General features: G+C 62.4%; 13 protein-coding genes. 6 read left to right on the top strand and 7 right to left on the bottom strand.

The window, feature by feature from the left end; all coding sequences use genetic code 11:
• Nucleotides 1-79: 79 nt before the first annotated feature.
• Nucleotides 80-904 carry a shikimate dehydrogenase gene (gene aroE, locus AACW30_RS30960; protein WP_200624164.1) on the bottom strand — a complete coding sequence of 275 codons (825 nt, stop codon included), beginning with the start codon at nt 902-904 and terminating at the stop codon, nt 80-82.
• Nucleotides 904-1,836, bottom strand: coding sequence for an oxygen-dependent coproporphyrinogen oxidase (hemF, locus tag AACW30_RS30955; protein ID WP_119741272.1), 933 nt, complete (start codon nt 1,834-1,836; stop codon nt 904-906). The genes aroE and hemF overlap by 1 nt, the downstream gene beginning before the upstream one ends.
• A 176-nt stretch (nt 1,837-2,012) precedes the next feature.
• Here hemF and AACW30_RS30950 point away from each other — a divergent pair, with 176 nt between their 5' ends.
• Nucleotides 2,013-2,990, top strand: coding sequence for an NADPH:quinone reductase (locus AACW30_RS30950; protein ID WP_106575989.1), 978 nt, complete (start codon nt 2,013-2,015; stop codon nt 2,988-2,990).
• A 132-nt stretch (nt 2,991-3,122) separates the two neighbouring features.
• Here AACW30_RS30950 and AACW30_RS30945 read toward each other — a convergent pair whose 3' ends face one another.
• From AACW30_RS30945 to AACW30_RS30935, 3 genes are all read right to left on the bottom strand, one after another.
• Nucleotides 3,123-3,680: an L-threonylcarbamoyladenylate synthase gene (locus AACW30_RS30945; RefSeq protein ID WP_106575988.1), complete on the bottom strand. Its 558-nt coding sequence runs from the start codon at nt 3,678-3,680 to the stop codon at nt 3,123-3,125.
• A gap of 54 nt (nt 3,681-3,734) precedes the next feature.
• The gene (gene dprA / locus AACW30_RS30940; protein WP_179676425.1) at nt 3,735-4,829 is read right to left on the bottom strand and encodes a DNA-processing protein DprA; all 1,095 of its coding nucleotides are present in this window, start codon (nt 4,827-4,829) and stop codon (nt 3,735-3,737) included.
• Between the two features lie 63 nt (nt 4,830-4,892).
• Nucleotides 4,893-5,660: a peptidoglycan-binding protein gene (locus tag AACW30_RS30935; protein ID WP_200624163.1), complete on the bottom strand. Its 768-nt coding sequence runs from the start codon at nt 5,658-5,660 to the stop codon at nt 4,893-4,895.
• A 135-nt stretch (nt 5,661-5,795) separates the two neighbouring features.
• Here AACW30_RS30935 and def point away from each other — a divergent pair, with 135 nt between their 5' ends.
• From def to AACW30_RS30910, 5 genes are all read left to right on the top strand, one after another.
• On the top strand, nt 5,796-6,302 hold the full coding sequence (gene def, locus AACW30_RS30930; protein WP_016970668.1) for a peptide deformylase: 507 nt from the start codon (nt 5,796-5,798) through the stop codon (nt 6,300-6,302).
• Between the two features lie 69 nt (nt 6,303-6,371).
• Nucleotides 6,372-7,325, top strand: a complete 954-nt coding sequence (gene fmt, locus AACW30_RS30925) for a methionyl-tRNA formyltransferase (protein ID WP_106575985.1) — start codon at nt 6,372-6,374, stop codon at nt 7,323-7,325.
• Nucleotides 7,322-8,632 carry a 16S rRNA (cytosine(967)-C(5))-methyltransferase RsmB gene (gene rsmB / locus AACW30_RS30920; protein ID WP_106575984.1) on the top strand — a complete coding sequence of 437 codons (1,311 nt, stop codon included), beginning with the start codon at nt 7,322-7,324 and terminating at the stop codon, nt 8,630-8,632. The genes fmt and rsmB overlap by 4 nt, the downstream gene beginning before the upstream one ends.
• A gap of 21 nt (nt 8,633-8,653) precedes the next feature.
• Nucleotides 8,654-10,027, top strand: coding sequence for a Trk system potassium transporter TrkA (gene trkA / locus AACW30_RS30915; RefSeq protein WP_106575983.1), 1,374 nt, complete (start codon nt 8,654-8,656; stop codon nt 10,025-10,027).
• 137 nt (nt 10,028-10,164) lie between these two features.
• The gene (locus tag AACW30_RS30910; RefSeq protein ID WP_200624162.1) at nt 10,165-10,476 is read left to right on the top strand and encodes a hypothetical protein; all 312 of its coding nucleotides are present in this window, start codon (nt 10,165-10,167) and stop codon (nt 10,474-10,476) included.
• 136 nt (nt 10,477-10,612) lie between these two features.
• Here the strand turns inward: AACW30_RS30910 and AACW30_RS30905 are convergent, their stop codons facing one another.
• Nucleotides 10,613-11,500, bottom strand: coding sequence for a lysophospholipid acyltransferase (locus tag AACW30_RS30905; RefSeq protein ID WP_106575981.1), 888 nt, complete (start codon nt 11,498-11,500; stop codon nt 10,613-10,615).
• Nucleotides 11,501-11,540: 40 nt separating this feature from the next.
• Entirely contained in the window at nt 11,541-12,098 is a 558-nt protein-coding gene (locus AACW30_RS30900; RefSeq protein ID WP_200624161.1) for a DNA-3-methyladenine glycosylase I, read from the bottom strand.
• Nucleotides 12,099-12,166: the final 68 nt, after the last annotated feature.

The following is a 12,166-nucleotide window of genomic DNA, read 5'->3' as shown; positions in this document are numbered from 1 at the left end:
TCAGCCAGCACCTCTGTATCTGTTACACCGCCATCGCAGGCAAGCCAGCTCCCACATTAGACCGTGTTCACTTTTAGATTTAGGCCGCAGCCAACTGGCGGCGCAACTCAGCCAAGACCGGCGCCGAATCCGGGCGCACACCGCGCCACAGGAAGAACGCTTCCGCCGCCTGCTCCACGAGCATGCCCAGGCCATCCATCGCCACTGCTGCGCCATGCTCTGTCGCCCAACGGCAGAACGCGGTGGGTTCCTTGGCGTACATCATGTCGTAGCAAAAGGTCTTGCCCGGCTCGATCAGGCTGCTGGCAATCGGCGGTACATCGCCTGACAGGCTCGCGGACGTGGCATTGATGATCAGGTCCACCGGCTCACGCAGCCAGTCGAAACCGCTGGCCGACACAGGGCCCAGATCGTCAAACAGCTCGGCGAGCAACTCGGCTTTTTCCACCGTGCGGTTGGCGATGATCAGCGCGGCAGGCTGCTCGGCCAGCAGGGGCTCCAACGCCCCACGCACCGCGCCGCCAGCACCGAGCAACAGGATGCGTTTGCCTTGCAGGTTCAACCCGGCATTCACCTTCAGGTCGCGCACCAGGCCGGCGCCGTCGGTGTTGTCACCCAGCAGGGTGCCGTCGGCCAGCTTGCTCAGGGTGTTCACCGCGCCGGCGCGCTGGGCACGCTCAGTCAGGCTGTTGGCCAAGCGGTAGGCGTCTTCCTTGAATGGAACCGTGACATTGGCGCCACGGCCTTGCTGAAAAAACTCACGGGCACAGCCGGTGAAATCCTCCAAAGGCGCGAGCAAGGTGCTGTAGTCCAGTTGCTCGCCGGTCTGCTCGGCGAACATGCGATGAATCAACGGCGACTTGCTGTGGCCGATAGGGTTGCCGAACACCACATAACGGTCCATCAGACAGCCGCCTTGGGCGCGGCGAGGCCGAGCCAGTCGCGGTCTTGCAGGAAGTAATCGGTGAGACGCGCCTCTTCGCTACCGGCCTCGGCCTTCCAGTCATAGCTCCAGCGCACTTGCGGTGGCAGCGACATCAGGATCGACTCGGTGCGCCCGCCCGACTGCAGGCCGAACAGGGTGCCACGGTCGTAGACCAGGTTGAATTCGACGTAGCGTCCTCGGCGGAACTCCTGGAACTGGCGCTGCTGTTCGGTGTAAGCCATGGCCTTGCGGCGCTGCACGATCGGCAGGTAGGCGTCGATGTACGCATTGCCGATGGCGCGTATGAAGGCGAAGCAGGTGTCGAAGTCCCACTCGTTCAAATCGTCGAAGAACAGGCCGCCGATGCCGCGCGGTTCGTTGCGGTGCTTGATATGGAAATACGTATCGCACCAGGCTTTGTAGCGCGAGTACACGTCCGGCCCGAACCGCGCACAGGCCTGCTCGGCAACGCGGTGCCAGTGGATGCAGTCTTCCTCGTTGCCGTAGTAGGGCGTGAGGTCGAAGCCGCCCCCGAACCACCACACCGGTTCTTCGCCTTCTTTTTCGGCGATGAAAAAGCGCACATTGGCGTGGGACGTCGGCACATGCGGGTTGTGCGGGTGGATCACCAACGACACGCCCAAGGCTTCAAACCCGCGACCGGCCAGCTCGGGGCGATGCGCGCTGGCGGACGGTGGGAGACCGCTGCCGAACACGTGGGAAAAGTTAACGCCGCCTTTTTCGATGACCGTACCGTTTTCGATCACACGGGTGCGACCGCCGCCACCGGCAGGCCGGGTCCAGGCGTCTTCGATAAAGCGAGTGTCCGTCTCGAAGGTTTCCAGGGCGCTGCAAATGCGGTCTTGCAGGTCGAGCAGGTAGGCTTTAACAGCCTCGGTGCGGGTAGTCATGGCATCACCTTGAATCGGGCAAAGCTACGCGAGGCCATGCGGCGTCGGCGGCAAATGGGCGCACAGGATACCACTGCGATTACGTGGCACTGCACTTAGGTGCGCCGCAGTTGACGAAGATCAAGCATAGGAGTGGGATAGAGGGCTACGCGAATTCGACCTCAGGAGAAGTGCAGATGGCCAAACGTATCCAGTTCAGCGCCCATGGCGGCCCCGAAGTGCTTGAATATGTGGACTACACGCCGGCAGAGCCTGGCCCGCAGCAGGTTCGTGTGCGCAACGAGGCCATCGGCCTGAACTTCATCGACACCTACTTCCGCAGCGGCCTTTACGCGCCGCCGGCCCTGCCCTCGGGCCTGGGCGCAGAGGGCGCCGGTGTGGTCGATGCCGTGGGCAGCGAGGTTACGCAATTCAAAGTCGGCGACCGCGTGGCTTACGGCAGCGGCCCGCTGGGCGCCTACAGCGAATTGCACGTACTGCCCGCCGCCAACCTGGTGCACCTGCCGGACGGCATCAGCTTCGAACAGGCTGCCGGTGCGATGCTCAAAGGCCTGACCGTGCAGTACCTGCTGCGTCAAACCTACGAATTGAAGGGCGGCGAAACCATTCTGTTCCACGCCGCCGCCGGTGGTGTGGGCTCGCTGGCCTGCCAATGGGCCAAAGCCCTGGGCGTGAAGCTCATCGGTACGGTGAGCTCGCCGGAAAAAGCCGCCTTGGCCAAATCCCTCGGCGCCTGGGAAACGATCGACTACAGCAAGGAAAACGTCGCACAACGCGTACTGGAATTGACCGACGGCAAAAAAGTCCCGGTGGTGTACGACGGCGTCGGCAAGGACACCTGGCTGACCTCGCTGGACAGCGTGGCGCCACGTGGGCTGGTGGTGAGTTTTGGTAATGCGTCGGGCGCGGTGGACGGGGTGAACCTGGGCATTCTGGCGGCCAAGGGCTCGCTGTATGTCACCCGGCCGACCTTGGCGACTTACGCCAGCAACCCGAAAGACTTGCAGGCGATGGCAGATGATTTGTTCTCGATGATCAAGAGCGGCAAGGTGCGCATTGACATCAACCAGCGGTTTTCGCTGGCGGACGCGGCGAAAGCGCAGACTGAGCTGTCGGGGCGGCGGACTACCGGGTCGACCATTTTGTTGCCGTGAGGCGATAGATCGCTGGGGTCAGTAATGGCCTCATCGCGGGCAAGCCCGGCTCCCACACTTTGATCGCATTCCAACTGAAGGAACGCGACCGAATGTGGGAGCGGGCTTGCCCGCGATGGCCGCACCGGGCTCTCAGGAAGGCCGCACCACCTCACCCGTCGCCAAATCGCGAATCAGGCTCGGGTTCTTGCGCCCACCCAGAGCGCCGCCCAATACCCGATCTACCTGGCCACGGAAGTATTGCTCCACGCGAAGCCGCGTGCGCGCAGCCGGGCGCCCTTGCGGGTTAGCCGAGGTGGAAATCAGCGGCCCGACCAGCGAGCACAAATCCCGCACCAGCGGATGATCAGTCACCCGCAACGCCACCGTGTCATGCACACCCGTTACCCACTCAGGCAGCAAGTCCTGATGGGGCACCAGCCAGGTATTGGGCCCAGGCCAGGTGCTGGCCATGCGCTCGATCCAGGTGTCCGGGAAGTCTTCAAAGAGAAAATCGAACTGGCGAATATTGTCCGCCACCAGGATCAGGCCCTTGTCCACCGACCGATTTTTGATCGCCAGCAGCCGGTCCACCGCTTCTTCGTTCCACGGATCGCAGCCAAGGCCCCAGACCGCTTCGGTCGGGTAGGCAATCACCGCGCCTGCGCGAATTTCCCGTGCGGTTTCCAGCACACGCCACCTGTTGACCATTACTCACTCTCCGGACTAAAGCTCTGCGCAGTTTACCGATCTTCTTTACAAAACCTAGCAGCGCGCAAGCCAGCGCCCGCTTTCGCAGATCACCTGGCCTTCGAGCTCAAGCTCAGTGAGAGTAGCCAGCACCTGGGACAACGGCCGCCCGCTGGCAAGGGCCAAGCCCTCGCTGGTGTGAGGCGCGGCATGCAGCAACGCCACCAGCGGATGCGTGACCGGCATGGGCGCCGGACGGGACAGCGCCTGCCAGCCACGTAATCCTTCCAGAATGTGCTCGATGGATTCCACCAGCGTCGCGCCATCGCGGATCAATTGGTGGCAGCCCTTGGCACCGGGGTGATGGATCGAACCCGGGATCGCATACACCTCGCGCCCTTGCTCCGCCGCCAGCCGCGCGGTGATCAGCGAGCCACTGGCCATGCTGGCTTCCACCACCAGCACGCCCAGCGACAGGCCACTGATGATCCGGTTGCGCCGGGGGAAGTTGCCAGCCTGTGGCGAGGCGTCCAACGGAAACTCGGAAACCACCGCGCTGCCCTGGGCAATCATCGTGGCTGCGAGCTGCCGGTGGCGCTGTGGATAAAAGTTTTCAAGCCCGGTGCCGAGCACGCCGATTGTCTGGCCGCCGACATCCAGCGCTGCCTGGTGAGCCGCGCCGTCTATGCCCAACGCAAGACCACTGGTGATGACAAAACCGGCGCTCGCCAAGCTGCGGGAAAAGGCCGCTGCGGTGTCCATGCCGGGTCGCGACGCACGGCGACTGCCGACCATGGCCAACTGCGGTTTTTCCAGGATTTTGGGGTCACCGGCGACGAACAATAGCGGCGGGGCATCGTCGATCTGGGCGAGGAGTGCCGGGTACTCAGGTTGGTCCCACATCAGCAAATGCTGGGCCGGCTGCTCCAACCACGCCAATGCTTCACTGGCACCGTCGCGTATTTCAGGGCTGCGGCGGGCATCGGCGCTCACGGCCGGCAACCCGAGGGAACGCCATGCACTGGCAGGGGCGCTGATGGCTTTTGAGGCAGAGCCGAAGGCTTCGAGCAACACACGAAAACGCTTGGAACCCAGTTCTGGCAGCCTGTGCAAGCGTAGTCGAGCTTCCAGTTCTGACGGGGAAATTTCGCTGCTGTTTATCGGATACATTTGATCATCCTTGACCGGAACAAGCTGTGGATAACTCTGTTGGTAACTTATTTAGCAGGCTATTTATTGTGTTTGTTGGGCAGTCTCGAATCGGTCCATGACTGCCAGCGAGCGTGAGGCGCTGAGAACCAGGCCATAGCTGAGCTTTTCATAGGTGCGAAACACCAGCAGCGTGCCGGCGCGTTCATCGGGGAGTTGGGTTGCCGCTCCGGTGAGGGTGTCGCGGATCGTCTCGCCGGCTTTGATCACGGTCAGCAATTGGCCTTCAACCAGCCCGTCGCGTCGGCCTTTGTTCAGGGTAACGGCGTCCAGTACGCCAATCTGGGTGACGCCTTTGGGAATGTCGATGATGTGCCCCTTAACAAAGGACGCACGCTTCACCGGGGCCGGGTCAACCGGAGGTTCGGCGCGCAGCAGCCGATCGCCGGGACGTACTTCCTGGGTGACTCGCTGCACCGCCAGCGTAGTGAGATCGCCGGCCATTACGAAGCGCGCGGTGCCGATGTTGTCGGCGTTGATGCCCAGCAATTCCTGAGTGTCGGGGTCGGTGTAGACCTTGGCGCGGCGAAAAATCCCGTAATTGGGCTGTGTGGGGTCCAGGGCGCCCCTTGCATACACACGGTCGCCGTTGGCACCCAGCACCCGGCCCGCGTCGGCCGCGACAATGTAAGGCGCGTTGTCCAGGTCGTGGGCCGTGTCGAGTATGCGGTTGTGCAGTAAAAAGTACTGGATGGCCTGCTGCGTCGCCGGCTCCAGGCGCTGGCCGGACGGTGGGATCAAGGCCATCGTGAGCGGCGTCCACAGCAGCAAGACGAGTAGCGATTTCCTCATGGGGTCAATCTCCTTTATTATGTGCGTTCGCGTGAAATGCCATAGCCTTCGCGGCTTTCGCACCTTTCACACCGGCTGCCTGGGTCCATCCCACCGCCGATTTGCCTCTACCTCACATGTGCAGCAATTACGCTTATGGCTATTTTGAACATCCTCGAATTTCCCGACTCGCGCCTGCGCACGATCGCCAAACCGGTGGCCGTAGTGGACGACAAGGTTCGTCAGTTGGTCGATGACATGTTTGAAACAATGTATGAAGCCCCGGGCATCGGCCTCGCCGCCACCCAGGTCAACGTGCATCAGCGCGTCGTGGTCATGGACCTGTCGGAAGATCGCAGCGAACCGCGGGTGTTTATCAACCCCGAGTTCGAACCGCTGACCGAAGAGATGGGCGAATACCAGGAAGGCTGCCTCTCGGTGCCGGAGTTCTACGAGAACGTCGAACGCCCGCTGCGCGTGAAGATCAAGGCGCTGGACCGTGACGGCAAGCCCTACGAGCTGATCGCCGATGGCCTGCTGGCCGTGTGCATCCAGCACGAGTGCGACCACCTCAACGGCAAGCTGTTTGTCGATTACCTGTCCACGCTTAAACGCGACCGGATCAAGAAGAAGCTGGAAAAAAAGCATCGCCAGCAAGCTTGATGCCCTTCTTCCAAAGGCTTGCTGCGGCAAGCCTTTTTCTTTTGTGACTGTTTTTAACCGAGACCTCCCATGACCGAGCCACTGCGCATTGTTTTTGCCGGCACTCCCGAATTCGCTGCCGAACACCTCAAGGCGCTGCTTGCCAGCCCTTATGACATTGTCGCGGTGTACACCCAGCCGGACCGCCCGGCCGGTCGCGGGCAAAAACTGATGCCGAGCCCGGTCAAGCAGCTGGCGCTGGAACACAACATCCCTGTGCTGCAACCGCCAACCCTGCGCAACGCCGAGGCCCAGACGGAGCTGGCGGCGTTGAAGCCAGACCTGCTGGTGGTCGTGGCCTATGGCTTGATCCTGCCTCAGGCGGTGCTGGATATCCCGCGCCTGGGCTGCATCAACAGCCACGCTTCGCTGTTGCCACGCTGGCGCGGTGCGGCGCCGATCCAGCGCGCCGTGGAAGCCGGCGACCGTGAAAGCGGTGTGACCGTGATGCGCATGGAGGCGGGCCTGGACACCGGCCCGATGCTGCTGAAAGTCACCACCCCGATCACCGCCCAAGACACCGGCGGCAGCCTGCATGACCGTCTAGCCGAGCTGGGCCCGCCCGCTGTGGTCCAGGCCATCGCCGGCCTGGCTGCCGGCACCCTCGAAGGCGAAGTGCAGGACGACAGCCTCGCCACCTACGCCCACAAACTGAATAAAGACGAAGCGCGCATCGACTGGAGCCGCCCGGCCGTAGAGCTGGAGCGCCTGGTGCGCGCCTTCAACCCATGGCCGATCTGCCACAGCACACTCAGTGGCGAAGCCCTGAAAGTGCTGGCCGCCACCCTGGCTGAAGGCAAGGGCGCCCCCGGCGAAATCATCGGCGCCAGCAAAGAAGGCCTGTTGGTCGCCTGCGGTGAACAGGCGCTGTGCCTGACCCGTCTGCAATTGCCCGGCGGTAAAGCGCTTAATTTCAGCGATTTGTTCAACAGCCGTCGTGAGAAATTTGCCCTGGGCACGGTTCTCGGGGCGGTCGCTCAATGAACCCGCGTCTGGCCGCCGCCAAGGCCCTCGCCGCCGTACTGAATGGCAAGGCTTCACTGAACAGTTCGCTGCCAACGCAGCTGGATAAGGTTGAAGACCGTGATCGCGGTTTCACCCAGGACCTGGCCTTTGGCACCGCACGCTGGCAGCCACGCTTGTCGGCGCTGGCGGCCAAGCTGCTGCAAAAGCCGTTCAAAGCGGCGGATGCGGATGTGGAAGCGCTGCTGCTGGTCGGCCTCTATCAATTGCTCTACACCCGCGTGCCGGCCCATGCCGCCATCGGTGAAACCGTTGGGTGCGCCGACAAGCTGAAAAAACCTTGGGCCAAGGCGCTGCTCAACGCCGTGCTGCGCCGCGCCCAGCGTGAGAGCGAGGCGCTGCTGGCCGAGCTGGAACACGACCCGGTGGTGCGCACCGCACACCCGCGATGGCTGCAAAAGTCCCTGAAAGCCTTCTGGCCTGAGCAATGGGAAGCCATCTGCGCGGCCAACAATGCGCACCCGCCAATGATTCTTCGGGTCAACCGTCGCCATCACAGCCGCGACGCCTACCTGCAACTGCTCACCGACGCCGGCATCAACGCCACGCCGTGCGTGTACAGCGTCGACGGCATCGTGCTGGAAGCGGCCACCGACGTACGCAGCCTGCCTGGTTTTGCCGAAGGCTGGATCAGCGTGCAGGACGAAGCCGCGCAACTGGCCGCAGACCTGCTCGACCTGGCGCCCGGCCAACGCGTGCTCGACGCCTGCTGCGCGCCGGGCGGTAAGACCTGTCACATTCTGGAAGTCGAAAAAGACCTCGCCGCTGTCGTTGCCGTCGACCTGGAGGCCAAGCGCCTGGTGCGCGTGCGTGAAAACCTCGCCCGCCTGGGCCTGAGCGCCGAGCTGATCGCCGCTGACGGCCGCGACACCGCCACTTGGTGGGACGGCAAACCCTTCCAGCGCATCCTGCTGGACGCGCCGTGCTCCGCCACCGGCGTGATTCGCCGCCACCCGGACATCAAGCTGACCCGACAACCCGACGACATCGCCGCCCTGGCCGGGCTGCAAGGCGAATTGCTCGACGCCCTGTGGCCAACCCTGGAAGTCGGCGGCATTCTGCTCTACGCCACCTGCTCGACCTTGCCCACCGAGAACACCGAAGTGATCGAAGCCTTCCTCGCCCGCACCAGCGGCGCGCGCGAGCTGGACCTCGCCACGGCAGCCGGCATCAAGCAGCCTCACGGCCGTCAGCTGCTCGCGCAAGAAGGCGGACACGATGGCTTCTACTACGCCAAACTGATCAAGATTGCCGCCGCGCGCGGCTAATGGGTTTAAGGGAGTGACCGGATGAAAATCATCATCCTTGGGGCAGGGCAGGTCGGCGGCACGCTGGCCGAGCATTTGGCCAGCGAAGCCAACGACATCACGGTGGTCGACACCGATGCCGAGCGCCTGCGCAACCTCGGCGACCGTCTCGACATCCGCACCGTGCAAGGCCGCGCATCATTCCCGACGGTGCTGCGCCAAGCCGGTGCCGACGATGCCGACATGCTGGTGGCCGTCACCAACAGTGACGAGACCAATATGGTCGCCTGCCAGGTCGCTCACACCCTGTTTCACACGCCCACCAAAATCGCCCGCGTCCGTGAGGCGGCTTACCTGACCCGTGCAGGGCTTTTCGACAACGACGCGATTCCAGTGGACGTGCTGATCAGCCCCGAACAAGTGGTGACTCACTACATCAAGCGCCTGATCGAAATTCCGGGTGCCTTGCAGGTGATCGACTTTGCCGAGGGCAAGGCGCAATTGGTCGCCGTTAAAGCCTATTACGGCGGTCCGCTGGTGGGCCAGCAACTGCGCCAGTTGCGCGAGCACATGCCGAATGTAGAAACCCGCGTGGCGGCGATTTTCCGGCGCGACCGGCCGATCCTGCCCCAGGGCGATACCGTGATCGAGGCCGACGACGAAGTATTTTTCATCGCCGCCAAAGCGAATATTCGCGCGGTCATGAGCGAAATGCGCCGGCTGGACGAGACCTACAAACGCATCGTCATCGCCGGCGGTGGGCAGATCGGCGAGCGCTTGGCCGAAGCCATCGAAAGCCGCTACCAGGTAAAGATCATCGAGATGAACCCGGCGCGCTGCCGGCATTTGTCCGACACCCTCGACAGCACCGTCGTACTGCAAGGCAGCGCCTCGGACCGCGACCTGCTGATGGAAGAGAACATCGCCGACGCCGATATTTTCCTGGCACTGACCAACGATGACGAGGCCAATATCATGTCCTCGCTGTTGGCCAAGCGGCTGGGGGCGAAGAAGGTGATGACCATCATCAACAACCCGGCCTACGTCGACTTGATCCAGGGTGGCGATATCGACATCGCCATCAGCCCGCAACTGGCCACCATTGGCACCTTGCTGGCTCATGTGCGCCGTGGCGATATCGTCAGCGTGCACTCACTGCGCCGGGGCGCGGCGGAAGCCATTGAGGCGATTGCCCATGGCGACTCAAAGTCGAGCAAGGTGATCGGCAAGGCCATCCGCGATATCGGCTTGCCGCCGGGCACCACCATTGGCGCGATCATTCGTGACGAAGAGGTGCTCATCGCCCACGACGATACGGTGATCGTCACGGGCGACCATGTGATTCTGTTTCTGGTGGACAAGAAACATATCCGCGATGTGGAGAAGTTGTTCCACGTGGGCTTGAGCTTTTTCTGATCAAAACATTCAGGTGAGCCTGCCGTCGTCATCGCGGGCAAGCCCGCTCCCACAGGTGATCGCGTTTTCAGCGCGCAAGCGGGCTTGCCCGCGATGACGCGATTGAAAACCTTACCCAGCTGAAAGGACACGCCACCATGCTCGAATCCCTGGAAAAAATGCTCGCCAAGGGTGTGGATAATTCATTGCTGCGCTTTGGCTTGGGCAAGGGTTATCTGGACGCGAAGGACAACGCCAAGGCGGCCGAGCATTTGCACAAGTGTGTCGAGTTTGATCCGAAGTATTCGGCGGCGTGGAAGTTGTTGGGCAAGGCGCAGGCGGCGTTGGGCGATAGTGCGGCGGCGCGGCTGGCGTGGGAGAAGGGCATTGAAGCGGCCCAGGCCCATGGCGACAAGCAGGCCGAAAAAGAGATGACAGTGTTCCTGAAAAAGCTCGACCGCCAGGCCTGAATGGCGATCACACATGTGGGAGCGGGCTTGCCCGCGCAGGCGGAGTGTCAGTCACTGAATGTGTAGCTGATACACCGCCTTCGCGAGCAAGCCCGCTCCCACATTGGTTTTGCATCGACCTTGAGTCAGTCGAGTATCAATACCACCGCGCCTCACCCGGCGGGCGTTTCTTGAAGCGTTTCATGCTCCACATGTATTGGCTCGGGTAGGCGCCGACATAGCGCTCCACCACCTTGCTCATCGCCGCGCAGGATGTGGCGGTGTCGGTGCTGTACATGTCTTCCGGCGCCGCTTCCAGAATCACTTTGTAACCTGAACCGTCCGGCAGCCGCAGCGCATGCAGGAATACGCCCACCGCCTTATGGCCCGCAAGCATGTTCGGTACAAACTTGCTGGTCAGCGCCTGGGTGGCGAAGAACGGCACGAAGATCCCGGCCGATTCCGCCGGTTCCGGGTCGGCGGGAATGCCCACCTGACCGCCTTTGCGCACTTCCTTGATCACGCTGAGAATGCCTTCCTTGGTGGACGCCGCCACGCGGTTGCCCAATTGCACGCGCTGTTTTTGCAGCAGTTCATCCACCGCCTTGAGCTTGGGCGGGCGGTAGAAAATGATCGGTTTGCACTGGTTGCAATAAAAGTGATTGAGCACTTCCCAGTTGCCCAGGTGGCTGGTGATGCCCACCACGCCTTTGCCCGAGGCCAGGGCTTCGTGCAGCACTTCGAGGCCCTCGACTTCACGCACCAGGTCGATGGAGCGCTGGGCCGGCCAGATCCAGGCGCAGGCGCTTTCCGTCAGGGACTTGCCGATGTCCATCAAGCTCTGGCCGACCAGGCGCTCGCGGGCGGCGGGGTCCATGTCCGGGAAGCATTTGGAGAGATTGATCCGCACTGTTTCGCGGGAGCGGTTGGGGGTTTTCCACATGATCCAGCCAATTGCCGTGCCCACGGCCTGAACAGCGCGCCAAGGCAACAAGGCAAACAACCGAAGAGCGCCTACCAGCAAGGCGCCTTTAAACTTTTCCACAGGTCACTCCTGATCGTGTGTGGTGCGCAAAGCCGGCATTCTAACCGGCGTTGGCCAAGTCCGCGTAACGGTCGCAGTCTTGAGTGTGGTCCATGACCATCCCGCTGGCCTGCATGAAGGCGTAGCAAATGGTCGGGCCGACGAAGGTGAAGCCGGCTTTTTTCAAGGCTCGGCTCATGGCTTGAGCCTCGGGCGTGATTGCCGGGACCTCGCTGCGGTCCTTGAAGTGATTGACCTTGGGCACGCCGCCCACGAACGACCAGAGCAAACCCACTGGGTCTTCCAGCGCCAGCCAGGCCGCGGCATTGCGGCGGGTCGCGTTGAGCTTCAGGCGATTGCGCACGATGCCAGGGTCGAGCATCAGCGCCTCGATCTCGGCATCGCTGAGGCGCGCCAGACGCTGTGCATCAAAGCCGAACAGGACCTTTCGATAATGCTCGCGTTTGCGTAAAACGGTGATCCAGGACAGGCCCGCCTGGAACCCTTCGAGCAAAAGCAACTCGAACAGACCCTGCGCATCGCGCAGCGGCGTTCCCCACTCCTGATCGTGATAAGCCATGTACAGCGGATCTTCAGAACACCAAAAGCAGCGTGGCATAAGGCTCCAGGGGATGGTGGCGCGGCCGAATCGGGTATACTCCCGCTCTTTAAATCGCAGCCCAAGTA

Source organism: Pseudomonas sp. MF6747 (genome assembly GCF_963890955.1).
Classification (GTDB): Bacteria; Pseudomonadota; Gammaproteobacteria; order Pseudomonadales; family Pseudomonadaceae; genus Aquipseudomonas.
This window is presented reverse-complemented; position numbering and strand designations above follow the sequence as displayed.

Coding starts and splice junctions, on each gene's coding strand:
- aroE (WP_200624164.1), bottom strand. CDS start 904: ATGGACCGTTATGTGGTGTTCGGCAACCCTATCGGCCACAGCAAGTCG.
- hemF (WP_119741272.1), bottom strand. CDS start 1,836: ATGACTACCCGCACCGAGGCTGTTAAAGCCTACCTGCTCGACCTGCAA.
- AACW30_RS30950 (WP_106575989.1), top strand. CDS start 2,013: ATGGCCAAACGTATCCAGTTCAGCGCCCATGGCGGCCCCGAAGTGCTT.
- AACW30_RS30945 (WP_106575988.1), bottom strand. CDS start 3,680: ATGGTCAACAGGTGGCGTGTGCTGGAAACCGCACGGGAAATTCGCGCA.
- dprA (WP_179676425.1), bottom strand. CDS start 4,829: ATGTATCCGATAAACAGCAGCGAAATTTCCCCGTCAGAACTGGAAGCT.
- AACW30_RS30935 (WP_200624163.1), bottom strand. CDS start 5,660: ATGAGGAAATCGCTACTCGTCTTGCTGCTGTGGACGCCGCTCACGATG.
- def (WP_016970668.1), top strand. CDS start 5,796: ATGGCTATTTTGAACATCCTCGAATTTCCCGACTCGCGCCTGCGCACG.
- fmt (WP_106575985.1), top strand. CDS start 6,372: ATGACCGAGCCACTGCGCATTGTTTTTGCCGGCACTCCCGAATTCGCT.
- rsmB (WP_106575984.1), top strand. CDS start 7,322: ATGAACCCGCGTCTGGCCGCCGCCAAGGCCCTCGCCGCCGTACTGAAT.
- trkA (WP_106575983.1), top strand. CDS start 8,654: ATGAAAATCATCATCCTTGGGGCAGGGCAGGTCGGCGGCACGCTGGCC.
- AACW30_RS30910 (WP_200624162.1), top strand. CDS start 10,165: ATGCTCGAATCCCTGGAAAAAATGCTCGCCAAGGGTGTGGATAATTCA.
- AACW30_RS30900 (WP_200624161.1), bottom strand. CDS start 12,098: ATGCCACGCTGCTTTTGGTGTTCTGAAGATCCGCTGTACATGGCTTAT.